The organism is Chryseobacterium nakagawai (assembly GCF_900637665.1).
Lineage (GTDB): Bacteria > Bacteroidota > Bacteroidia > Flavobacteriales > Weeksellaceae > Chryseobacterium > Chryseobacterium nakagawai.
The window spans coordinates 3,262,192-3,286,191 of sequence record NZ_LR134386.1 but is presented as its reverse complement, the minus strand read 5'-3'; the positions used below and the strand labels follow the sequence as shown (position 1 = coordinate 3,286,191).

Annotated in this window: 25 protein-coding genes; 19 read left to right on the top strand and 6 right to left on the bottom strand. The window is 34.4% G+C overall.

Annotated features, from left to right (window positions below; genetic code table 11):
* Positions 1-22 precede the first annotated feature (22 nt).
* Positions 23-364, bottom strand: coding sequence for a 30S ribosomal protein S6 (rpsF, locus tag EL260_RS14855; RefSeq protein ID WP_068943529.1), 342 nt, complete (start codon positions 362-364; stop codon positions 23-25).
* 377 nt (positions 365-741) lie between these two features.
* On the opposite strand from rpsF, the gene EL260_RS14850 reads away from it, so the two are divergent.
* Positions 742-1,344 (top strand): hypothetical protein, encoded by a 603-nt coding sequence (locus EL260_RS14850; protein ID WP_123856088.1) that lies wholly within the window; start codon positions 742-744, stop codon positions 1,342-1,344.
* A 25-nt stretch (positions 1,345-1,369) separates the two neighbouring features.
* On the opposite strand, the gene EL260_RS14845 is transcribed toward EL260_RS14850, so the two are convergent.
* The 4 genes from EL260_RS14845 to EL260_RS14830 all read right to left on the bottom strand — a co-directional run bounded on the left by EL260_RS14845 (position 1,370) and on the right by EL260_RS14830 (position 6,848).
* Positions 1,370-2,719: a chloride channel protein gene (locus EL260_RS14845; RefSeq protein WP_123856087.1), complete on the bottom strand. Its 1,350-nt coding sequence runs from the start codon at positions 2,717-2,719 to the stop codon at positions 1,370-1,372.
* A 324-nt stretch (positions 2,720-3,043) separates the two neighbouring features.
* Positions 3,044-4,474, bottom strand: a complete 1,431-nt coding sequence (locus tag EL260_RS14840) for a serine hydrolase domain-containing protein (RefSeq protein ID WP_123856086.1) — start codon at positions 4,472-4,474, stop codon at positions 3,044-3,046.
* Between the two features lie 175 nt (positions 4,475-4,649).
* Positions 4,650-5,957 (bottom strand): dihydrolipoamide acetyltransferase family protein, encoded by a 1,308-nt coding sequence (locus EL260_RS14835; RefSeq protein ID WP_123856085.1) that lies wholly within the window; start codon positions 5,955-5,957, stop codon positions 4,650-4,652.
* Between the two features lie 63 nt (positions 5,958-6,020).
* Positions 6,021-6,848, bottom strand: coding sequence for an SAM hydrolase/SAM-dependent halogenase family protein (locus tag EL260_RS14830; RefSeq protein ID WP_123856084.1), 828 nt, complete (start codon positions 6,846-6,848; stop codon positions 6,021-6,023).
* A gap of 134 nt (positions 6,849-6,982) precedes the next feature.
* Here EL260_RS14830 and EL260_RS14825 point away from each other — a divergent pair, with 134 nt between their 5' ends.
* The 6 genes from EL260_RS14825 to EL260_RS14800 all read left to right on the top strand — a co-directional run bounded on the left by EL260_RS14825 (position 6,983) and on the right by EL260_RS14800 (position 11,893).
* Positions 6,983-7,942 carry a PhoH family protein gene (locus EL260_RS14825; RefSeq protein WP_123856083.1) on the top strand — a complete coding sequence of 320 codons (960 nt, stop codon included), beginning with the start codon at positions 6,983-6,985 and terminating at the stop codon, positions 7,940-7,942.
* A 119-nt stretch (positions 7,943-8,061) separates the two neighbouring features.
* Complete coding sequence (locus tag EL260_RS14820) at positions 8,062-8,727, top strand: porin family protein (RefSeq protein ID WP_123856082.1); 666 nt, start codon at positions 8,062-8,064, stop codon at positions 8,725-8,727.
* 148 nt (positions 8,728-8,875) lie between these two features.
* On the top strand, positions 8,876-9,373 hold the full coding sequence (locus EL260_RS14815; RefSeq protein WP_123856081.1) for a hypothetical protein: 498 nt from the start codon (positions 8,876-8,878) through the stop codon (positions 9,371-9,373).
* A 453-nt stretch (positions 9,374-9,826) separates the two neighbouring features.
* Complete coding sequence (locus EL260_RS14810) at positions 9,827-10,483, top strand: outer membrane beta-barrel protein (RefSeq protein ID WP_123856080.1); 657 nt, start codon at positions 9,827-9,829, stop codon at positions 10,481-10,483.
* Positions 10,484-10,565: 82 nt separating this feature from the next.
* On the top strand, positions 10,566-11,216 hold the full coding sequence (locus EL260_RS14805) for a porin family protein (protein ID WP_123856079.1): 651 nt from the start codon (positions 10,566-10,568) through the stop codon (positions 11,214-11,216).
* A gap of 17 nt (positions 11,217-11,233) precedes the next feature.
* Positions 11,234-11,893: an OmpW family outer membrane protein gene (locus tag EL260_RS14800; protein WP_123856078.1), complete on the top strand. Its 660-nt coding sequence runs from the start codon at positions 11,234-11,236 to the stop codon at positions 11,891-11,893.
* A gap of 80 nt (positions 11,894-11,973) precedes the next feature.
* Here EL260_RS14800 and ffh read toward each other — a convergent pair whose 3' ends face one another.
* A complete protein-coding gene (gene ffh / locus EL260_RS14795) occupies positions 11,974-13,335 on the bottom strand; it encodes a signal recognition particle protein (protein WP_123856077.1) in 1,362 nt (453 codons plus the stop codon).
* A 695-nt stretch (positions 13,336-14,030) separates the two neighbouring features.
* Between ffh and atpB the strand changes: the two genes are divergently transcribed.
* The 12 genes from atpB (at position 14,031) to EL260_RS14735 (ending at position 23,968) form a co-directional block, all read left to right on the top strand.
* On the top strand, positions 14,031-15,158 hold the full coding sequence (gene atpB / locus EL260_RS14790) for a F0F1 ATP synthase subunit A (protein ID WP_123856076.1): 1,128 nt from the start codon (positions 14,031-14,033) through the stop codon (positions 15,156-15,158).
* A gap of 50 nt (positions 15,159-15,208) precedes the next feature.
* Positions 15,209-15,427 carry an ATP synthase F0 subunit C gene (locus EL260_RS14785; protein ID WP_007844726.1) on the top strand — a complete coding sequence of 73 codons (219 nt, stop codon included), beginning with the start codon at positions 15,209-15,211 and terminating at the stop codon, positions 15,425-15,427.
* Positions 15,428-15,531: 104 nt separating this feature from the next.
* Complete coding sequence (locus EL260_RS14780; protein WP_115973782.1) at positions 15,532-16,026, top strand: F0F1 ATP synthase subunit B; 495 nt, start codon at positions 15,532-15,534, stop codon at positions 16,024-16,026.
* 2 nt (positions 16,027-16,028) lie between these two features.
* Complete coding sequence (gene atpH / locus EL260_RS14775) at positions 16,029-16,568, top strand: ATP synthase F1 subunit delta (protein WP_065394237.1); 540 nt, start codon at positions 16,029-16,031, stop codon at positions 16,566-16,568.
* A gap of 16 nt (positions 16,569-16,584) precedes the next feature.
* Positions 16,585-18,162, top strand: a complete 1,578-nt coding sequence (atpA, locus tag EL260_RS14770) for a F0F1 ATP synthase subunit alpha (RefSeq protein WP_123856075.1) — start codon at positions 16,585-16,587, stop codon at positions 18,160-18,162.
* Between the two features lie 78 nt (positions 18,163-18,240).
* Positions 18,241-19,104, top strand: coding sequence for an ATP synthase F1 subunit gamma (gene atpG / locus EL260_RS14765; RefSeq protein WP_123856074.1), 864 nt, complete (start codon positions 18,241-18,243; stop codon positions 19,102-19,104).
* A gap of 268 nt (positions 19,105-19,372) precedes the next feature.
* Positions 19,373-20,731, top strand: a complete 1,359-nt coding sequence (locus EL260_RS14760) for a hemolysin family protein (RefSeq protein ID WP_123856073.1) — start codon at positions 19,373-19,375, stop codon at positions 20,729-20,731.
* 11 nt (positions 20,732-20,742) lie between these two features.
* Entirely contained in the window at positions 20,743-21,048 is a 306-nt protein-coding gene (locus tag EL260_RS14755; protein ID WP_123856072.1) for an ATP-dependent Clp protease adaptor ClpS, read from the top strand.
* A gap of 207 nt (positions 21,049-21,255) precedes the next feature.
* Positions 21,256-21,870 (top strand): uridine kinase, encoded by a 615-nt coding sequence (gene udk / locus EL260_RS14750; RefSeq protein WP_045497309.1) that lies wholly within the window; start codon positions 21,256-21,258, stop codon positions 21,868-21,870.
* 5 nt (positions 21,871-21,875) lie between these two features.
* The gene (locus EL260_RS14745; protein WP_002979124.1) at positions 21,876-22,232 is read left to right on the top strand and encodes an FtsB family cell division protein; all 357 of its coding nucleotides are present in this window, start codon (positions 21,876-21,878) and stop codon (positions 22,230-22,232) included.
* A gap of 110 nt (positions 22,233-22,342) precedes the next feature.
* The gene (locus EL260_RS14740; protein WP_123856071.1) at positions 22,343-23,506 is read left to right on the top strand and encodes a methylmalonyl-CoA mutase family protein; all 1,164 of its coding nucleotides are present in this window, start codon (positions 22,343-22,345) and stop codon (positions 23,504-23,506) included.
* Positions 23,507-23,584: 78 nt separating this feature from the next.
* Positions 23,585-23,968, top strand: coding sequence for a GxxExxY protein (locus EL260_RS14735; protein WP_123856070.1), 384 nt, complete (start codon positions 23,585-23,587; stop codon positions 23,966-23,968).
* The last annotated feature ends 32 nt before the right edge of the window (positions 23,969-24,000 follow it).

Here is a 24,000-nt window from a genome sequence, read left to right as displayed (position 1 = left end):
TTTAAAAAATAGGGTTAATTAATTAAGCTTTAGCTGCTTTTACTTTAGCTCTTCTTGTTACAGCGTACTCAATAGCATGCTTGTCAAGTTTTGTAGTAAGGTAACGGATTACTCTCTCGTCACGCTTGAATGCTAATTCTAAGTCAGCTACTACAGAACCTTCTCCTTTAAATTCGATTAAAGTATAGAACCCATTCTTTTTCAATTGGATTGGGTAAGCTAATTTTTTTAATCCCCAGTTTTCTTTAGCAACGATTTCGCAGTTCTTTTCTTTGATAAGATCTACATACTTGTTCACTGCTTCCTCTACCTGTGACTCAGATAGAACGGGAGTTAAAATGAAAACAGTTTCGTAATTGTTCATAATGTTAAAATATTTGTTAATTATTTCGAGGTGCAAAATTAGAGAATATATTTGTAATATGCAATAGTTTCTATCGAATAGTTAAAGGTTAAGTGGGATAGATTAAAAGTTGCCCGGTATTAATAAGGGATAATATTATTGAACTATAAAACATTTAAACCAAGGATAATAAATATTGAAATAGTGTAAACACTTATTATCATTGACTTTTTTTTTAAAAAAAAATATGATTTTTTTAATGCTGATTTGCAGGATTTTAAAAGCATACTTTTATTTCTAATTTAATATAGCCAGATTTGCGATTGCTTTTTGTTGTTGAGGACTGATTTTTGCATTCTGGTTTTGACTTTTAATCAGAAAAACAAATTTATCATACAATGAAAATTAATTATTACGTATTACCATTACTCCTGGCGGGAAGTTTATTTTATTCTCAGGACAAAATCACCAAAAAGAACGGAAATTCTGTAGATGTTAAACTTATAGAAATTGGCCCTTCTAATATTACTTATAAGGAATTGGATAATCCTGATGGTCCAAACCATTCTATGGATAAATCGGAAGTCTACGAAATAACCTATAGCAATGGAAAAACTGAAATTTTAGGAAAATATAAAACCGTAGATGAAGCCAAAAGCCTGATCATTGCGAAGATCAATGAGTACGGAATTGACCGTGACAGAAATGATTTGTCTCTGAATGCTGAGTTTGATGGAGAAAATATTAAGATCAATTCATTGAATGCTAAAGGTAAGATTATTCATGCAGGTGACTTTTGGGATCTTAGCAAAGTAGTGGCTTTTCATGACCCGTCAAAAAGAAAAGATAATATTGCATATTTAAATATTGTTACCTATAAAATTACAAAATCTAAAAGAGAATTGAGTAAGTTGGTGATTAAACTTACTGATTATGAAGTGGCAGCTGATGTTTTAGAGGCCATGAAAGATTTAAAGATAATGCTTAAAAAAGACCTGTAAAACAGGTCTTTTTTAATTAATATGTTTAGTCTTTCCGGAGTTCTGTTAGAAAATTTACTTTTAATACATCATATAAGGAATGTCTGCTTACCAAGATTGAAGCAATAGAAGAAACCATGCCGGCAAGCATTAAATGAAAAATTAAAGAATGCCTGTCAGTCATTTCTAGTACAATGATGGCTGATGTAAATGGGGCACGTGTAATTCCGGTAAGAAAAGCTACCATTCCACCTAAAATGACTACATTGGTTTCATTGGGAGTTAAATGAATAACCCCTGAAATAACAGAACCAATACTTGCTCCGGCAGTCAGGGCTGGTGCAAAAATACCACCGGCTCCTCCGGAAGTAAAAGATAGGGCAGGACCAAGCATTCTTAAAATGGGAACATACCAGTCTTCATGTTTATCTTTTGTAAAAAGTACCCGTTCCATAATTTCTTTTCCTGATCCTAGAATTTCCCTATTGATAAAATAGGCGATCGATGCAATGATTAAAGCACATACAATCAAAAATACAACATTCGCTTTATCTGTTTTCAGTGTTTTCTTTTTCCAGCCATTAATTTTTAGCATAATAACGGAAAGCTGGCTGGCCATAATTCCGGCTGTAGCTGCTACAAGTACGATGGGAAACATCACCATTAGAGAAACGTCATTGGTTTTTGGATAGCCTAAATATAAATAAGATCCAGCTAACGTTTGGGCCGTGAGACCAGCAATAATAACCGCTGTAAATAAAGCTGTTTTAAAGTAGTTGATGTGTGTTTTGGATAATTCCTCTACTGCAAATACAATTCCTCCAAGAGGAGTGTTAAAAGCTGCGGCAAGTCCGGCCGCGGCACCTGTCATGATCATGTTTTTCTTAGAGATCTTAGGCCACCAATCAGGAAGGTATTCATTAACCTTTCTGAAAACAGAACCCGCGATCTGAATTGTAGGTCCTTCACGACCTACAGCACCACCACCAATCACCAAAACAACAGAAGAAATAATTTTAAAGAAGATGATTTTTAAGCTTAAAAGGCTTCTGATTTTGTTATGTTCTTTAGGATTGGCAAGTTCCACAGCCGCCATCACCTGCGGAATACCGCTTCCTTTAGCATTGGGTGCAAATTCTTTAACCAACCACCAGGAAAGCACAAATCCAATAGGAGCAATAATGAAGATCATCCATGCATGCCAGTCAAAGATAAAATTCATAAGGTTTTCACCCCAGGCAAATATCTGAGCATATAATACTGCAAAAAAACCTGTAATCACAGACCCTATCCAGAAAGGAATAGCCTGAAGAAGGTTGTTTTTCAACTGTTCATTCCGGATATTATCAAATGATTTTTTCAGGGATGTTCGAATAAGGACAAGGATTTTCAGCATTTGTTGGTTTTGAGGGATGAAATTACGGCAAATAAACTAACATTTAGGGCTCTTCTAAAAAATTGAAACTATTAAAGCATTATCAATGTTCAACATCTTAGGTGTTCTTAAGTCCGCAATATTATTTTTAATCTCTATTTTGAAACCTAATTCCACTCCTAATAGTTTGTTTAAAGATAAAATTTTAAGACAGAAATCCAACAAAAAACCTTCGATTAAAAACCGAAGGATTGCTATTTTAAATATACTAACGGGTTCTAATCAGCTATTGTCAATGCAATACAATAATACTTAGACAAAGTTCTGATCGAGATAAAGCAGAAATTATTTCTTTTTTATCAGGTCTTCTATTGTATGAATCATTTTTTCAGCATTGGTATTTTCAGGATTTATTGCTAATGATTTTTTATAATTATCTAAAGCCAAAACGTAATTCTTAGCATAAAAATAGCCTTCACCCAAACTATCAAAAGCATTTGCCGACTGTGGATTTTCCTTAGCATTTAAAGCAAAAACCTTAACAGCCTCATCAATTCTTGAATTTCTCAGTAAAATATAACCTATATCATTCAGGGTGTTCTCAAAATTCCACTTTGGATTTTTTACTTTTATGGAATAATAGATTTTCTCCGCATCAGGATTATTCTTTTTAGAAAATTCAGAAATAATGGTTTCATCTGCCAATGAATAATCATCTGTTAGATTTTTATCAATCATAGAAGCAATATGATTAATGATCCTATACTGAATAGGGAATAAGTTATATCCGTTAGACATCATGATGATAGCCATATTATTCTGTGGGTAAATTTTATAGGCGCTTACATTTCCACCAGAAAAAGCGTAAGAAGTGATATTGTTTACCTTATTGATATCCCAGCCATAAGCAAAAACATCTTTTTTATTGCCAAAATCAAAGGGCTGCCACATCATTTCCTTTGTTTTTTGATTTAATAAATCATTTTTACTAAGATGAATGCTCCATTTTAAAAATGCAGGAAGTGTTATCGCTATTCCGTTGGCCGAATGAGCTCTTGTTCCGCTAATATCAGTAGATTTTTCGTATTGCTTCTTCTCGGGATTGTAATTGTATTTTACAACACGTTTAGGTATTTTTTCGATAGCGTTTGAAGAAAAAACAATTTCGTTTTTAGAATCGGAAAACTGATTGTTCAGGATGAAATTTTCAAAAGACTGTCCCGTTATTTTTTCAATAATCATGGTAAGAAGAAGGTAATTTGTCTGATTATACCTGAATTGATTTCCTGTTTTAAATTCCATTTTTTCTTTTGTCAGCCGTTCAAAAACTTTAGCATTAGAATCATCTGCTGAAAGATCATTAAAAGCAATAAGATTAGGAATTCCCGAAGAATGAGTCAATAAATTTTTTATCTTCACCTCCTGCCATTCTTTAGGTAAATTTTCAAGATGCTTTGAGAGGTTGTCTTCCAAAGATAACTGACCTTTTTCAATCAATTGAAAAATACCAATATTTGACATTAACTTTGATGTAGAATATATTCTGAACATTGAATTTGAATCAACCTTTTTGTTATTTTCAAGGGTCTCCGTACCATAATACTGTTGAAAAATGATCTTGTCATCTTTTATAATACCAATAGCCAAACCGGGAATCTGGTTGATTTTAATAACTTCTTTTACGTATTGATCTATTAATGCTGATGAAACAGCTTTCTGAGAATAGGCTGTCACCGAAATGCTTAAAGCGAATGTGACCAAAATGAATTGTTTCATAAGTAATTGTAATGGGTTCTGTTCTATATAAGACAATTCAACCTACAGTTGTATTACTCTTCAATTCAAAGATACTTAGTGAGAAATAAAAAAAACCTCCGATCAAAAATCGAAGGTTTTATATCTGGTATATAATCAGCATCAAGTAAACTACCCATTGCTGATTACTTATTACTTATATTTCCGTGTTCAGATCCCAGTTTTCAAGATAGTCGTGAACATGTTTCAACATCATTCCTCCTAAAGATCCATCTACCACTCTGTGGTCATAAGAATGAGACATAAACATTAAGTTTCTGATAGCAATTACATCACCATCTGCTGTTTCAAGAACCGCAGGCTTCTTAACGATAGCTCCAATGGCAAGGATCGCAACCTGTGGTTGAGGAATAATTGGAGTTCCCATAAGGTTCCCAAAGCTTCCTACGTTAGAAATAGTATACGTTGCTCCTTGAGTATCTTCTGGTCTTAATTTCTTATTTCTTGCTCTGTAAGCTAAATCATTGATGGCTTTAGCAAGACCCGAAAGAGATAACTGGTCTGCATTTTTGATTACAGGAACAATAAGGTTTCCGTCTGGCAGAGCGGTTGCCATACCGATGTTGATATTTTTCTTTTTGATGATATTTTCACCACTTACAGAAACATTGATCATTGGGAAATCCTGAATTGCTTTTACTACAGCTTTTACGAAAATAGGCATGAAAGTAAGTTTTTCACCTTCACGCTTTTCGAAGATCGCTTTGTTTTTGTTTCTCCATTTTACAACGTTGGTAACGTCTGTTTCAATGAAAGAAGTAACGTGGGGAGCAATTTGTTTTGCTTTTACCATGTTTTCAGCGATGATCTTTCTCATTCTGTCCATAGGAATGATCTCATCACCTGCGCCTGCAGAAATTGTCGCTGCCGGAGCAGAAACTGCAGGTTTTGGAGTAGAGGCTGCCTGTGCCGGAGCTGCTTGCTGAGCAGGCTGGCTTCCTCTGTTAGCAACATATGCTAATATATCTTCCTTAGTAATTCTTCCTTCTAAACCGTTTCCTTTGATGGATTTTAGTTCGGTTTCAGAAATATTTTCCTGTTGTGCAATTGATTTTACAAGTGGAGATAGATAAAGATCTCCTGAGAATTCTACATTGGATGTAGCAGTAGTTTGTAAAGGCTGCTCAATGGCTTTTAAAGTTTCAGTATCCGGAGTAGCTGCCGGTGTTTCAGTGGTTACTTCCTCAGAAGCAGACCCTTCTCCTTCAATTTCTAAAATAGCAATGGCCTCACCTACTTTTGCAACTTCATCTTTTTGCTTTAAAATTTTTACGATTTTCCCCGAAACTGGTGTCGGAACGTCTGAATCTACTTTATCTGTTGCAATTTCTACTACAGAGTCATCCTCTTTTACGTTATCACCTTCATTGAATAACCAAGTGATAATTGTCGCTTCCATAACCCCTTCTCCCATGGAAGGAAGCAATAATTTGTATTCTGCCATTTTTGATTTTTAGATTTTGACAAATATATAAAAAAAATCGGTTTTTTTATGAAATATATAATTTTACATGAATTCAATATAGATATTTTCACCTACATTCAATCCAAACAGGCTTTTAGCTCCGTTTTTCTTGCTTCCTTTATAGATTGTAAGTTCCAATAGCTGGCTGTCATTGAAGATTGCTGCAGACTGCCCATGGAATTCCGTCTCCCTTTCCCAGTCTGAAACTACTTCTGTATGGCTGGAAAATATTCTTGAAAGGCTTAGGTTTCTGAATTTTATAGTAAAACCACTGTATCCCTTGCTGATATTTTCAAAGAAATCTTGATTGATATTTGAGATTATATTTCCGAAATTATCAATGTAAGTTACTTCACCAATAATCATTCCTTCAGATTCATTATAAACAGCCCTTGGGAACATCAGTTGCTTAGCAGTATCTATCTTTCTTCCAATTACTTCAGGAAGACCTCCGTTGGCAAGATGTACAGCTGCCGGTACAAAAATATCCGTAGAAGTGAAATTAATAATATCATCAAAACGGTTATTCAGTGTGATTTCGTAGATTGCCTCCGGTTTAATATCAAAAAAGATCAGACTTAAGAGACCGTTGTCTGCAGCCAGAAAGTAAGAACCATCAGCTTTATAAAGAATATTTTTTCTTGATTTATGGTAAAAACTGTCCACAGAAAGGATATGAATACTTCCTTTTGGGAAATATTTATAAGCATTTCTTACAATATATGAGGTTTGTATAAGATTGAATGCCTGGATGTCGTGGGTTATATCAATAATATTAACCTCAGGATTTAGAGACAGAATTTTACCTTTCACAGCGGCAACTCTGTAATCTAAATTTCCGAAATCCGAAGTAAGGGTAATAATTGACATGAGCAATTTTATAGAATAGTGTAGTCTTGCAAAGTTATTTAAAATAAAAAGAAAGCCCGAAAGATTGTTGAAAAGAATTTGATATAAATTTGAAAAAAAGCTTTAATTTTAAAATCTAAAAATAAAAATACTGCATGTTTGAATTGACCTATGATCTGGAAGATATCGATGCGAAAATCTTCTATGGAGTTAATAACCAATATTTCAACTTATTAAAATCAAGCTTCCCTACGATTAAAATTACGGGAAGAGACCATTATATTTTTGCAATGGGAAATCAGGAAGCTTTAGATATACTGAAGCAAAAACTGGATGATATTGTAAAATTTATTTCGAAAAACAACTCAATAGGGTTGAAAGATGTTGAAAATCTTCTGAATATTAAAGATGAAAATGAAAAACAACTCATCTTTGACCAGGATATCATCGTAAAAGGAGTAAATGGAAAGGTGATTAAAGCAAAAACTACCAATCTTAAAAAATTGGTTAAAGAAACAGAGAAAAAAGATATGGTTTTTGCCATTGGGCCTGCCGGAACAGGAAAAACGTATACCAGTGTAGCATTGGCGGCAAGAGCTTTAAGAGATAAGGAAGTAAAACGGATTATCTTGACAAGACCCGCTGTAGAAGCAGGGGAGAGTCTTGGGTTTTTACCGGGAGACCTTAAAGAGAAGCTGGATCCGTATTTGCAGCCTTTATATGACGCACTTCGTGATATGATTCCGCATGAAAAGCTGGAAGGATTTATGGAGAAGAAAGTAATTGAAGTAGCTCCGCTAGCCTTTATGAGAGGGCGTACCCTTGATGATGCTTTTGTAATTCTTGATGAAGCTCAAAATACAACCCATGCTCAAATGAAAATGTTTCTGACAAGGATGGGAATGAATGCAAAGTTTATCATTACAGGAGATCCAAGCCAGATTGACCTTCCGAAGAATCAACAATCCGGATTGAAAGAAGCTATGAGGATTTTGAATGGAGTGAAAGAAATTGGTTTTGTGCATCTTACAGAAGAAGATGTGGTGAGGCATCCTGTTGTAAGAAAGATTATTCTGGCATATAATGATGAGGATAAAAGGCTGAGAAATGATTAATTCTCGATAGGTAAAAGTTCCGTTAACCTTTTGTTAACCTTCAAAAGTTGTCTTAAAATTTGTTAATTTGAAAAAAATAATTAGTTTTGCAAGCCTTAATTAAAAAAACTAATTAACTAATGAAAAAACTTTTACTTATTGCAGCCGTAGCTGTATTGGGAGTTAATGCAAGTGCACAGTCTCTAAAATTCGGTCCTAAAGCAGGATACTCTTATTCTACTCTAAAACTAAAAGCTGATGGTCATTCTGAAACTTCAGATCCTGTACATACATTTTATGTTGGGGGAATTGTAGAATATAAATTTAATGATAACTTTGGTATCCAAGGAGAGCTTTTATATTCTCCACTAGGAGGTAAAGTGAAAGTAGCTGAAACTGATCCGGATGATCCAACTACATTTTTAAACTTTAAATCAAAGCAAACTCTTCATACCCTATTGATTCCTGTTTCTGCTAAATACTTCATTACTGAAGGGTTATCTGTTTCTGCAGGAGCAAGTTTTGGGGTGATTCTTTCTGCTAAAGCAAAATATACTGCAGATTTCGGAATTGGCCTTCCGGGGTTTGAGATTAATGCTGATCAGGAAGTTGATATTAAAGACCAGACAAGTAGTTTAAATATTGCTCCTTTCTTAGGTGCTGAGTATGCTTTGGAAAATGGTTTATTCTTTGATGCAAGATATAACCTTGGAGTTTCTAACCTGGCAAAACACCCTGAAGGTAATGCGAAAACAACTAACAGCTTCATTCAGGTAGGTGTAGGTTTCAAATTTGGAGGGAACTAACCTAAAGATTTAAAACATTACAATCAAATATAAAGCAGGACAAATTTTGTCCTGCTTTTTTTGTGCCTTAATAAACATGATACATAGAAATAACGTTCTATAATGAAAATAATTAGTATTTTTGGAGCGTAAAATTTAAACTTATAAAATGAAAAAGCTATTATTAGTAGGTGCTTTTGCGCTTTTAGGAGGTGCTGCTCAAGCGCAGGAAGGTTTAAAATTAGGCGGACATATTGGGGTGCCTGTATCTGATGCAAGCAATGTATCTTCATTTACACTAGGGGTAGACGGAGCTTATATGTGGAATATTGCTAAAGGATTTGACCTTGGGGTAGCAACAGGATACTCTCATTTCTTTGGAAAAGATCATTTTGATGATTTTGGATTTATTCCTGTAGCAGTTTCCGGTAAATATAAATTTAAAGGAGCTCCTATCTTCGTAGGGTTAGACCTAGGATATGGCATTTCTACAAAAGATGGTATAGATGGTGGTTTTTATGCGCAACCTAAATTTGGATATCAGATGTCTAAAGGAGAATTGTACATAGGATATCAGTCTGTAAGCAACAGACGTGACTACGGTTGGTACAGAGACAGCTGGAACATTGGTGCTGTTAACTTAGGATACAACTTCTTTATTAAATAAGAACGTACTGAAATAAACATAAGAAACTCTGGTCAAAGGCCAGAGTTTTTTATTGGCCGTCATTTAAAGATCACAGAATCCTGACTATATGCATCTCTATTATATCACTTTGAAAGGCCGAAATTGGTTTTAAATTATAAACATTTGTTTGAGTTTTAAGAGTTAATTCCTTAAAAATTAACATTTTAACAAGAGTGTTTTAGCTGTGTTTTCCCAAATTATGATGATTTTAAGAAAATATATAAATTTCAAAACCTAAACATATTAAGCTCTGGTTAAGGAATTGTGAATTTTTTATTCATAATATTGTGAAAAACCCAAAAGACTCTCTTGGATATGATTTATTTTTATAATACCTTAAATTTTAACAATGATATTAATCACATTAACAAATTTTAATATTAGTGGATACGACTGTAAATTTGTCCTCAGAAAGTATTAAAAATTTTTAAAATGAAAAAAGTATTATTAGCGGGTGCTGTTGCACTTTTTGGTTTATCAAACGCTCAGATTGCTAAAGGAACTACATATTTATCAGGACAAGTTAGTTATTCTCAAACAGAAGATAATAACGATAACAGTAAAGTAGAAAGTATTAAGGTTCTTCCAACTGTAGGTTATTTCGTAAACACGAACTTGGCAGTAGGTTTAGGTTTAGGTTATAAAAACGGTAAAAATACTGACACAACTACAAGCCCAAGTGGAGCAACTGTAACTGAAATTGAAACATCTAAGCCAGCATTTGTTGTAGCTCCTTTCGTAAGAAAGTACTGGACTTTAGCTGACAAATTATATATCTTCGGTCAATTAGAAGTTCCTATGGAGTTTGGTCAAAATAAAGTAGAAGGTACTTCTACAACAACAAACGCGGGAAGCACAACTGTTACTTCTGTTTCTACTAAAAATAACTACACTTCAATTGGTGTTAACGTTAAGCCAGGTTTAGATTATTTCTTAAACAAAAACTGGACTATCGAAGCTACTATCGGTGAATTCGGATACAATACTTCTAAAGTAGATGTTGACGGAGCTAAGAGAGTTAACAATTATGACTTCGGTTTAAACTTGAAGGCTGTAACTTTCGGAGTTAAATATGTATTTGCAAAATAATAAACAAAGCATATAGCTATAGAGCCCTAGGATTATTATCTTAGGGCTTTTTTACCTTATACTATTAAAATATATAATAATCATGAAAAAAATCTTATTAGCATCTGCAATTGCTTTATTTGCAGGGCTTCATGCACAAACAAAATTTGGAGTAAAGGCAGGTTATGCTTTATCAACTTTGAATTCCAATGATGATAATTTTGAAATTGAAGGAATCAAAGCGAGTATGGAGTCAAAATCCGGCTTCTATGTGGGAGGATTGGTAGAACATAAATTCAATAATAAGTTTGCAATACAGGGAGAAGTTGAATATGCAAATTTGGGAGGTAAAGCAGTGGTTAAAGCGTATGGTGTTACGGTAACAGAAAAGCTTAACTTTAACAGAATTGTAATTCCTGTGTCTGCAAGATATTATGCTACACCGGAACTAGGGCTTTATGCGGGTCCATATGTGAGCTTCAGAACCAATACAAAAGTTAAAATGGAAGTTAGTGGAGCACCTTCTAATCAGGCTGCTTTAAATGAAGGAGAGAAATATCTTGAAAAAACCTTTGATGATGGTCTTAAATCTACTGAATTTGGTTTATTCTTAGGAGCAGATTATACCGTTTATAAAGGATTGTTTGTAGATGCTCGTTATAGTTTTGGTCTTACTAATATGATCAAAAACCCTATGGATGGTGAAAAACTAAAAATGAACTTCTTGCAATTAGGGGTAGGATATAAATTTTAATAATTCAATTAATAATCATGAAAAAGCTATTATTAGCAGGTGCTGTAGCACTTTTTGGACTTTCTAATGCTCAAATGACTAAAGGGGATTGGGTAATCAGTGGAAACACAGGAATGGGTTTTAATAACAATACAACTACTGTAAAAGTAGGAGGGAAGTCTACTGACGGTCCAAAAGTAAATACATTCTCAATTACTCCTTCTGTAGGATATTTCGTTATTGATAAATTAGCGGTTGGTATTGACTTAGGATATGTAAATACTACAACTAAATATCAAGGCCTTAAATCTGTAAATTCTACGTTTTCTGTAATGCCTACAGCTACTTATTATTTTACTAATTCTACTAAGTTTGTACCATTCTTAGGAGCAGGGATTGGATATGCATCCAATAAAACAAAGTACTCTTTTTATAAAGACATCAATAATGAAGGGCTTGATCCTTTATTAATGCGAGATACAGAGGTTACTACAGATGGTTTGGCATGGAAAGTAAAAGGAGGGGTAACTTATATGGCTACTTCGTCTTTAGGAGTCAATTTAGGTATTTCTTATGACCAGTTTTCTAATAAGGAAACTATTATGAATACCGATGTTAAAACGAATATTAAAACTTTCGGGGTTAACGTTGGTTTCTCTTATTTTATCAAAGGGAAAGCTCAGAAATCTGATAAATAATCAATTTGTTTAAAGATAAAAGAACAAAAAATCCGACTCAATTTTGAGTCGGATTTTATTTTGATAAGATTGTTCTTGAATTATTTCCCAAACATTCCACCCATTCCAGGCATATTCGGCATTTTGCTCATCATCTGCATCATTTGCTTTCCTTGAGGTCCCTGCATCATCTTCATCATTTTGCCCATCTGATCAAATTGCTTCATCAATTGGTTGACGTCCTCAATTTTTCTTCCTGCACCTCTTGCAATTCTATTTTTTCTCTGAGTATTGATGATAGACGGTTTTCTTCTTTCTTCCGGGGTCATAGAGTAGATGATCGCTTCAATGTGCTTAAATGCATCATCACTGATCTCTACATCCTTGATAGCCTTTCCAACCCCAGGAATCATTCCCATAAGGTCTTTCATATTACCCATCTTCTTGATCTGGTTGATCTGCTTTAAGAAATCATCAAAACCAAACTCATTTTTAGCGATTTTCTTGTGAAGTTTTTTAGCTTCTTCTTCATCAAACTGCTCCTGCGCTCTTTCTACTAAGGAAACAACGTCTCCCATTCCTAGGATTCTGTCGGCCATCCTTTCCGGGTAGAAAAGATCAAGGGCTTCCATTTTCTCTCCTGTAGAAATGAACTTGATAGGTTTTTCAACCACAGAACGGATCGTTAATGCAGCACCCCCTCTTGTATCACCATCTAATTTGGTTAGAACAACTCCGTCAAAGTTCAATGCATCGTTAAATGCTTTTGCAGTATTTACGGCATCCTGACCTGTCATGGAATCCACTACGAAAAGGGTTTCCTGTGGCTTGATGAAGTAATGTACAGACTTGATCTCGTTCATCATCTGCTCATCAATTGCTAAACGACCTGCGGTATCTACGATCACTACATCGTGATTGTTAGCCTTTGCAAAGTTGATTGCATTTTCAGCAATAGTAGAAGGGTTGGTAGCTCCTTCTTCAGTATAAACAGGAACATTGATCTGTCCTCCTAATACTTTTAGCTGGTCAATCGCGGCAGGACGGTAAACATCACATGCTACCAAAAGAGGCTTTTTATTTCTTTTTGTTTGTAAATAATTAGCAAGTTTTCCGGAGAAAGTAGTCTTACCAGAACCCTGGAGACCTGCAATAAGGATAACAGATGGTTTTCCTGAAAGATTAATTCCTTCCTGAGAACCTCCCATCAAATCCACAAGCTCATCATGAACGATTTTCGTCATCAACTGTCCCGGAGTAAGGGAAGTAAGAACATTTTCGCCTAAAGCTTTATCCTGAACTCTTTTAGTAAGATCCTTTGCAACTTTATAGTTAACGTCGGCATCCACCAATGCTCTACGGATTTCCTTTACGGTTTCCGCTACATTGATTTCGGTAATTTTTCCACGTCCGGAAATATTATGTAATGCCTTGTCTAATTTATCCTGTAAACTATTAAACATATTTATTGTAAATTATAGGTTTGCAAAAATAAGGAATTTTTAAGAAACCTGAGTATGATAGACTTAATATTATAAGGATTTGATTAAAGTTGGAAGCTGGAGGCGGGTAGAAGGGACGTTTTTGAGGCCGATAATATAAAAGAAGGCTGTTTTATGGGCTATTTAGATCATCTTAGATGTTTTATAAAAAGATCCAACGAAGGTGGGGAAGTAAGAGAAGAAAGTTTTCCTTAGATATTAAAATACAATATAACCTTCATCCTTTTTTTCTGCTTCCGGCCTCTAATGCATAGAAGAACTCAGAATAGTTTTGTTTCAAAAATTATAATCCTATTTTTGCAGCATGAATTTTCTTGATAGTTTCATTATTGTATTATTAATATCATTACTTAATATAATAGTATATATAATATTTAAAAAGTATTTGTACGGTAAACAGGATGCAGGAATGAAATTTCTTGTCATTAACCTGTCTAAGGATCTGATCTGGCTTATTGTGTCTTTAATAATTATAGACAAGACTAAAGCTAATTTTCTCTTTATAGTGATCTGTTTTCTCATCGCATCATTCCTTATTTATTTACCTATAATAAAACTCATTAATAAGTCTTGATTTTTTTGATGATAAAAATCAATTTTTAGTATTGGTAAAGTTTAATAAAATCGATATATTTGCACACGATTAAAAAAGAGATATGAACAGAAAAATTTCTTCATTATTTTTCGCATTTTTATTTGTGTTTATAAGCAGTTTAGCTGCAGCTCAACACGAATCAGAAGGAGAAGTATCAGCGGAAAAAGTAGAGAACAAAGAAGTGAAAGACGGCTTCAATGCGACCACTATGATCATGGAGCACATTGGTGATTCTAATGAATGGCATTTATGGACTACAAAAGATGAAAGTGGTGAAGAACATCACGTTTCTATCCCTTTGCCTGTTATTATTAAAGATAATGAAGGATGGCATACTTTTCTTTCTAGCAGTATTGCTCACGGACACGAACATGATGGGTATACTTTAGAGCACGGACAGGTAGTTTCTACTAAAGGAGTTGAAAAAGCTACATTATTTTCAATTATCAGTGGAAAGCAAAAATCAAACGAAGTGTTTTTTGATCTTTCAGTAACAAAAAACGCAGCTTCAATGTTCTTGTCAGTAATTTTTATGGCAGTAGTGTTCATAGGAATGGCAAGAAACTATAAAAAATCACAACTTCCAAAAGGTATTGGAAAATTAATGGAGCCGGTGATTGTATTTATCAGAGACGAGGTGGCTATTCCAAATATCGGGTCTGTTAAATATAAAAGATACATGCCTTATTTATTAACTGCATTTTTCTTTATCTGGATTAACAACCTATTTGGATTGATACCTTTCTTTCCTTTCGGGGCAAACCTTACAGGTAACATTGCAATCACAGCGGTATTAGCTATTATTACATTGTTAATTACATTATTCAGTGCGAATAAAGATTACTGGAAACACATCTTTATGCCACCAGTTCCAATCTTATTGTATCCAATTATGGTTCCAATCGAGATTATCGGAATCTTCACAAAGCCTTTCGCTTTAATGATGCGACTTTTCGCTAACGTTACGGCGGGACACATTATGATCTTGGCGATCGTTTCATTGATCTTCATTTTCAAAACTCCATTATTAGGATTTGCATCTGTACCATTAGCATTATTTGTTTCAGTATTGGAATTATTGGTAGCAGCATTGCAAGCATACATCTTCACTGTATTATCCGCATTATTTATCGGAATCGCAGTTGCAGAGCATGAACATGAGCACGGTCACGAAGAGCACGCTCACTAATTAAAAGAAAGAATTTAAAATAATTTTTTAACTAATATAATTTATTTATTATGGATTTATCAACAGGAGCAGGATTAATTTACGTAGGTATCGGTTTAGCAGTACTAGGTGTAGGTCTAGGTATCGGTAAAATCGGTGGTCACGCAATGGACGCTATCGCTAGACAACCAGAACAAGCTGGTAAGATTCAAGGAGCAATGCTTATCGCTGCTGGTCTTATTGAAGGAGCTGGTCTTATCGCGATCATCTTTGGTGCTTTCATCAAGTAATCTATCCTCAAAAAACATTCTTAGCAGTAAAGCGGTTGGCTGCTGCTAAGAATCTTTTAAAAAAACGATCCATAAAATAACATTTAAAAAAAGAATTTACAGATATGGGAATTATTGAACCTGGAATTGGACTTTTGTTTTGGATGACCCTTACTTTTGTTATCCTATTATTTCTTCTAGCTAAATTCGCTTGGAAACCAATTGTAAATGCTGTTAATGAAAGAGAAACTTCTATCATTGATGCATTAAACCAAGCTAAATTGGCTAAAAAAGAGATGGAAGATCTTAAAGCTGACAACGAAAGAATCATTCGTGAAGCTAAAATCGAAAGAGATGCTATCCTTAAAGAAGCCAGAGAAATTAAAGACAGAATCGTAGGTGAAGCTAAAGATGTTGCTAAAGCTGAAGGAGACAAACTTATCGAAGCTGCTAAGCAAACAATCAACGCTGAGAAAAATGCTGCAATGGCAGACATCAAAACTCAGATCGGTGCTTTATCTGTAAACATTGCAGAGTCTATCTTAAAACAAAAGTTAGATAATACAGAAGCTCAAAACGAATTAGTTCAAAATTATATCAACAAATCTAACCTTAACTAAGAATGCTTACATCTAAAGTAGCGAAAAGATACGCACAGGGTTTACTTGATTTCACGAATGAATCAGGTCAGACAGCTGCCGTGTTTTCTGAAATGAAAGATGTAGTGAAGATTATGATTGAATCTAAAGATTTAAACAAGTTCTTCCTTACACCTTACATTGATGCAAAAAAGAAAATAGAGGTAGCAAACGAAATTTTCAAAGGTTTATCAGCATCTTCCCAGAATTTGATCAGATTGGTTATTAAACATGGACGTGAGAACCAATTGAAAAATATCGCTCAGGAATTCATCAACAAAGTTGAAGATATCAACGGAGTACAGAGAGTAACGCTTACAACAGCAACTCAGCTTTCTAAAGAGAATATTGATCAGATCCTAAGATCTACCAACTTGGTGAATGCCAATTCAAACTTCGATTTGAAAGTAAATATCAACCAGGATATTTTAGGTGGATATATCCTAAGAGTGGGAGACCAGCAGGTAGACGCGTCTGTAAAGACCAAATTGAACCAAGTTAAAAAAGATTTCCAATTAAATTAAGAAAAACAACCATACAATGGCAGAAATAAATCCGGCAGAAGTATCTGCGATCTTAAAACAGCAATTGGCCAACTTCGATACTCAATCAAACGTTGAGGAAGTAGGTACAGTTTTAACCATCGGTGATGGTATTGCTCGTGTATACGGGTTAGAAAACGTACAATACGGAGAGTTGGTGAAATTTTCTAGTGATGTAGAAGGTATTGTACTTAACCTTGAAGAAGACAACGTAGGTGTTGCTCTATTGGGTGAAAGTAAATTAGTAAAAGAAGGGGATACAGTAAGAAGAACAAACAGAATCTCTTCTATCAAAGTAGGAGAAGGAATGTTAGGAAGAGTAGTAGATACTCTTGGTAACCCTATCGATGGTAAAGGTCCTATCACAGGAGATTTATACGAAATGCCATTAGAAAGAAAAGCTCCTGGAGTTATCTTCAGACAGCCGGTAACTGAACCTTTACAGTCAGGTATCGTAGCAATTGATGCGATGATTCCTGTAGGAAGAGGACAAAGAGAGCTTATCATTGGTGACAGACAAACAGGTAAAACTACTGTTGCGATTGATACGATCATCAACCAAAAAGAATTCTTTGATGCAGGTAAGCCTGTATATTGTATATATGTTGCAATCGGTCAGAAAGCTTCTACTGTAGCACAAATCGTTAAAACCCTTTCTGATAAAGGAGCTTTAGCTTATACTGTAATCGTTGCAGCTAATGCATCAGATCCAGTTCCAATGCAGGTATATTCTGCAATGGCAGGAGCTTCTATCGGTGAGTTCTTCAGAGACACTGGTAGACCAGCATTGATCGTTTATGATGATTTATCTAAACAAGCTGTTGCTTACCGTGAGCTTTCTCTACTATTAAGAAGACCACCGGGCCGTGAAGCTTACCCTGGAGACGTTTTCTATCTTCACTCAAGACTATTGGAAAGAGCTGCAAAAGTAATCGCTGATGATAACATTGCTAAGCAAATGAATGACTTACCAGAGTCTCTTAAGCCAATCGTGAAAGGAGGTGGTTCATTAACTGCTCTTCCAATCATTGAAACTCAGGCAGGTGACGTTTCTGCGTATATCCCAACTAACGTAATCTCTATTACTGACGGACAGATCTTCTTGGAGTCTGATCTATTCAACTCAGGGGTTCGTCCAGCGATCAACGTAGGTATCTCTGTATCGAGAGTAGGAGGTAACGCTCAGATCAAATCAATGAAAAAAGTATCTGGTACTCTAAAATTAGACCAGGCTCAATATAAAGAACTAGAAGCGTTTGCTAAATTTGGTTCTGACCTTGATGCTTCTACTTTAGCAGTAATCTCTAAAGGAGAAAGAAACGTAGAAATCCTTAAGCAGCCGGTAAATGCACCGCTTCCTGTAGACAGTCAGGTAGCAATCGTATATGCTGGAACAGAAAACTTAATGAGAAACGTTCCATTGAACAAGATTAAAGAATTCCAACACGAATATATCGAGTTCCTAAGATCTAAGCACCCTGATACAATGGCTGCAATTAAGGCTGGGAAAATCGATAACGATATTACAAGCGTTCTTAAGCAGGCAGCTAATGATTTAGCTTCTAAATACAACTAAAAAAATTCAATGTTTAAGGTTTAAAAACATAGCATTTTAAGCCTTAAACTTTAGACCTTAAACTTTGAACCCAAATTAATGGCAAACTTAAAAGAAATACGAGGCAGAATTACGTCAATTTCATCTACGATGCAGATTACACGTGCTATGAAAATGGTTTCCGCTGCGAAACTTAAAAAAGCACAGGACGCAATCGTAATGTTAAGACCTTATTCTGAAAAATTACAGGAGCTTATCCAGAATGTAAATTCTAGCTCAGATCCTGATCAGATTTCTGTATATGCTCAGAAAAGAGAGGTTAAAAGAATACTTTTCATCGCTGTTACTTCAAACAGAGGTCTTGCGGGGGCTTTTAACTCTTCAATTGTAAAAGAGCTTAATCTTCAGTTTCAGAACAATTCTCAGTACGAGATTGAAGTTCTTCCTGTAGGTAAAAAAGTATATGATGCTGTAAGAAGAAATCGTTCAGTATATACTAATGGAAGTTCTGTTTATGATAATTTGAGCTTTGATGCAGTTGCTCATATTACAGAAGGGGTAATGACAAGCTTCAAAGAAGGTAAATTTGACGAAGTTTACGTTATTTATAACAAATTCGTTAACGCTGCCACTCAAGAAGTAACTACAGAACAACTTCTTCCAATCTCAATGCCTGAAACTACAGAGCCACAGGTTGAAACAGATTATATCTTTGAACCTAATAGAGCAGAGATTCTTGATAATTTGATTCCAAAATCAATCAAGACTCAGGTTTTTAAAGCGATCTTAGATTCAGTAGCCTCTGAGCACGGAGCGAGAATGACTGCAATGCACAAAGCAACAGACAACGCAGAAGCGCTTAGAAATGATCTGAAGATCTTCTACAACAAAGCAAGACAGGCTGCAATTACCAACGAAATTTTGGAAATTGTTTCCGGAGCAGAAGCTTTGAAAAATTCATAAAGAATTATTTTAACATACTATCAAAAGCATCGATTAATCGATGCTTTTTTTATTTCTAAAGATTGAAAAAAGCAATTAAGTATCCAAAATTGATTCCTTTATATGAAAATGTAAAGTGTGTCCAATTATTTTTTTTGTTCCGAAATAGATAGGTTTTAAGAAGTTAAATTTTCTTTCAAAAATTCCCTTATTGAAATAATCTATCCTGGATTCAGGTTATTTTTATTTTGCATATCTTTGTACCTAATAAAATTTATACAACTTCTAAATGGACTCGGACATAGTCAGGCTTTTGCTGGCCTTATTTCTTGTTTTACTAAATGGCTTCTTCGTAGCCGCAGAATTTTCAATTGTTAAAGTTCGTTACTCACAAATCCAAATAAAAGCCGCAGAAGGTGATTCTATGGCTAAACAGGCAGAACATATCATCAAACATCTTGATGAATATCTTTCCGCTACACAATTAGGTATTACATTGGCATCGCTTGCCCTTGGATGGGTAGGAGAAAGCGCACTGCATCATATTTTTGAAAATATTTTTACGTCTTTGAACGTTAATTTAACTCAGACAACAATAACTACTATTTCGGTAGCGACCAGTTTTGTACTGATTACTGTTATGCATATTGTATTTGGTGAACTTATTCCTAAATCGATAGCCATCAGGAAATCAGAAGCAACTACTATGGCAACAGCAGTGCCACTGAGAGTTTTTTATACTATTTTCAAGCCATTTATCTGGTTAATGAATCTTATGTCAAACGGTTTCTTAAGACTAATCAAAATTCACCCGGCTTCGGAACAGGAAATCCACTCCACAGAAGAACTTCAGCTTTTGGTAAAGCAAAGTGCAGACAGTGGTGAAATTGAAGAGGAGAACTATGAGATCATTAAAAATGCCTTTGATTTTACAGATCACTCTGCGAAACAAATCATGGTTCCAAGACAGAATATTACTTCCATCGATTTTGAAGAAGATGTGAACGATATCATCAATAAGATTATGGATAGTGGGTATTCACGTATCCCTGTATATATTGATTCTATAGACAATGTAATCGGAATTTTCTATACCAAGGAAATTATAAGAGAATTTGTTAAAAGAAAAGGAGATCTGGATCATGAGGACCTTAAAGATTTAATGCGTGATGCCTTTTTCGTAGTAGGAAGTAAGAAAGTTTCAGACTTATTGAAAACTTTCCAATTGAAAAAACAACACATTGCCGTCGTTATTGACGAATTTGGTGGAACTGAAGGAATTATTACTCTGGAAGATATTCTAGAAGAGCTTGTGGGAGAAATCCAGGATGAAGAAGATGACGAAGAAAAGATTGTTGATAAAATAGCGGATAATACCTATTGGGTACAAGCTACTCAGCCTTTGGAAGAGATCAATGAATTTTTGCCTAAGAAACTCCCTCTTTCAGAAGAAAGTGAATACAACTCGCTGGCCGGGTTTATTCTTTATGAACTGGAAGAAATTCCTGAAGAAAATCAGGAGTTCAATTTAGATGATTATCACTTCAAAATCCTGAAAATGAATAATAAGAGTGTAGAACTTGTTGAATTGATATATCAGGAACCTAATGCTATTGATAGTTTAGCAGAAAAGATTGGTGAAGTTTAAAATAACTAAGAATGAATTTTTATAATACGATAAAGGATTATGAAGATCCGAAACGCCAGTATGAAGAAGAAGTTCTTGTACTGGATGATACGGATGATGTCTACAAATTAGTATTGCATAACGATGATGTTCACACTTTTGATTATGTAATCGACAGCCTGATTGAAATATGCAAACATACGTTAGAACAGGCAGAGCAATGTACAATTCTTGTCCATTATAAGGGCAAATGTACTGTAAAAACAGGCTCATTGGATCTTTTGAAGCCTATGCACGAAAAATTACTTTCACGCGAATTAACAAGTGAAATCGTATAAAATAAAAACCGACAAATAACTTGTCGGTTTTTTTTATTAAATCATGAGCTGAAAGACCTGCAACAATTATAAATGATAAAAGGGAAGAGCTTCATAAAAAACTTGTAATTTTTAAACGTTCTAATCTTTTAATTTCTCAATACTCTTACATTGCTACATTTTATCTAAAATAGTATATTTGTACCAACTATAAAGAAACAAAAAACAATGCTTGTAATAGGAATTGCCGGTGGAACAGGATCTGGCAAAACTACAGTTGTTGATAAGATACTTCAACAGCTTGATATCGAAGGAATGAATATCCTTTCTCAGGATAATTATTATCACGACAACCAAGGTCTTACATTGACAGAAAGAGAGGCTCTAAATTATGACCATCCGAAGTCAATAGATTTTGAACTATTGATAAAACACGTAAAAGCTTTAAAAAATAACGAGCCGATAGAACAGCCAATTTATAGCTTTGTAACGCATTCCAGAACAGGAGATCACGTAACTGTAGAACCTAAGAATGTATTGGTAGTAGAAGGAATTTTGGTTCTTACCAACAAAGAATTACTCAAAGAATTTGACCTGAAGGTTTTTGTTCATGCAGATTCTGATGAAAGGCTGATCAGGAGGATCAGGAGAGATACTCAGGAAAGAGGAAGAGATTTGAGCGAAGTATTACACCGCTATCAGACCACTTTAAAACCAATGCACCAGGAATTCATAGAGCCATCTAAAAATGATGCCGATCTTATTATCCCAAATATGAAGCAGAATTCCGTAGCAATTGATTTTTTAACTACCGTTATTAAGAACTCGTTGAAAAAACATTAAAAAAAATGGAAGAAAATAATCTTATCAAAGACATTCAGCCGAAATCTGAAACATTCAAACTTATCCAAAAATATGTGTTGAATAAGTATACCATTACGATCTGTCTGTTTTTGGTATGGATGATTTTCTTCGACAAAACCTCATTTCTCGTAATTAATGAACTGAATGGGGAGATTCATAAATATGAAGAGCAACTCGACTATTACAAAAAAGAATACGAAAAGAATGATGCTTTTTATAAAAAACTGATGAACAACAAATCAGAAAAAGAGAAATACGCAAGAGAAAATTATTTTATGAAGAAACCGAATGAAGAAATTTTCATTTTGGTGGTTGACAGTACAAAAGTCGCTAAGAAATAAAAGAATGGTAAAAGTGTCAATAGTGAATGGCCAATTAGGATTGTTTGATGGGCACCATTCACTGGCGGAGCAAAATTAATCATTGACGATTCACAATTTAAACAAAACTAATGTCAAATACAGCTACACTTCCAAACTGGGAAAATTTAGTAAAGAAACAACTTAAAACAGAGGATATTTATCCTATTCTGGAAAAGGAAAATCTGGAAGGAATAGAAGTAAGACCTTTTTATACACAGGTTAAAAAGCCTTTGGTAAACTTACCAAAAGTTGAAGAAAGTACCCATTTGGTAGCCAGATATCATGAAAGTCTGGAAGAAGAAGTATTTGCATTTCTACTTGATCAGAATGTGGAACATTTGGATGAGAAGACCATATTTGTTAACAATAAAGATCTTGCAGGGCACATTAGCCCAGAGGAAGAGGATCAATATTTTTCATTGATTGATGTTTTTAATGAAAAAAATGCAACCATTGACGATCAGCTGACAAAAGAATTATTAGCAAAAGGTTTCAAGAGAAGCATTTGTGTAGATATTTCATTGCATCAGAATGCAGGAGCAGCCATCTATCAACAATTAGGGATTGCTTTAGCCAAAACAAAAGAACTGGTAGAAGTATATGGAGCTGAAATTCTCAACCAATTAATCTTCAAAATTGCTGTAGGAGGGAATTATTTCTTCGAAATGGCAAAATTAAGAGCCTTTAAAATGGTTTTTAACCAGTTTTCCAAAGAATATGGATTGGATGAAGTTCCTTATATTTTTGCTGAGACCTCTCTTAGAAATAAGGCTGTTTCTGATAATGAAAACAATCTGATCCGCTCTACATTGGAGCTTGCTTCAGCAATGATTGGCGGAGCAGACGCTGTTTTTACAAACAATTATCTTGTTGACAGAAATACGGATAACTCTGAAGAGATCTCTTTCAAACAACAGATTGTATTGGCGTATGAAAGTATCATCAATGTATTTGAAGATGCTGCTAACGGAAGCTATTATGTTGAAGATATCACTCAACAGATTGCAGACAAGTCATGGGCTTTATTTGTTGAAATGGAAGAAGCAGGAGGCTATCTTGAGCTTTTAAAGCAGGGCGTAGTTCAGAAGAAGATTTATGACCACGCTATTGAAGAACAACAATGGATCGAAGAGGGGAAAATAAAGCTGATCGGAGTTAATTTGTATCCAAAATTAGACGTTAAAAAGTCAATTAATGATCTATATAACGAAAAAGAAATAAAAGCCGTTCGTTGGGCAGGAATGTTTGAATAACACTTAGATATTTCCCACAGATTTCTCAGATAACACAGATTTTACAGATAAAAACTGTGAAATTTAAACATAATACAAATGAATGAAAATGAGATTAGTTTTTATATCAGAAAATCTATTTTTTCTGTATATAATGAATTGGGACCCGGTCTGTTGGAGAAAGTTTATGAAAAAGTTTTGGCTTATGAACTTGAAAATAATGGCTTAAGTGTTAAAACACAAGTTTCTATTCCAATAAAATTTAAAGATATAATTATTGACTCAAGTTTTATAGCAGATATAATCGTAGAAGATAAGGTAATTATCGAAATAAAATCAATCCCAGAAATAGCTAGTGTTCATCACAAACAACTGCTAACTTATTTAAAATTGACTAATCTTAAATTAGGAATCTTAGTCAATTTTAATACAGATTATATTGATAAAAATATTATTCGAAAAATAAACGGAAATATTAACTAAAGTCAAAAAGAATCAGTGTAATTTGTGAGATC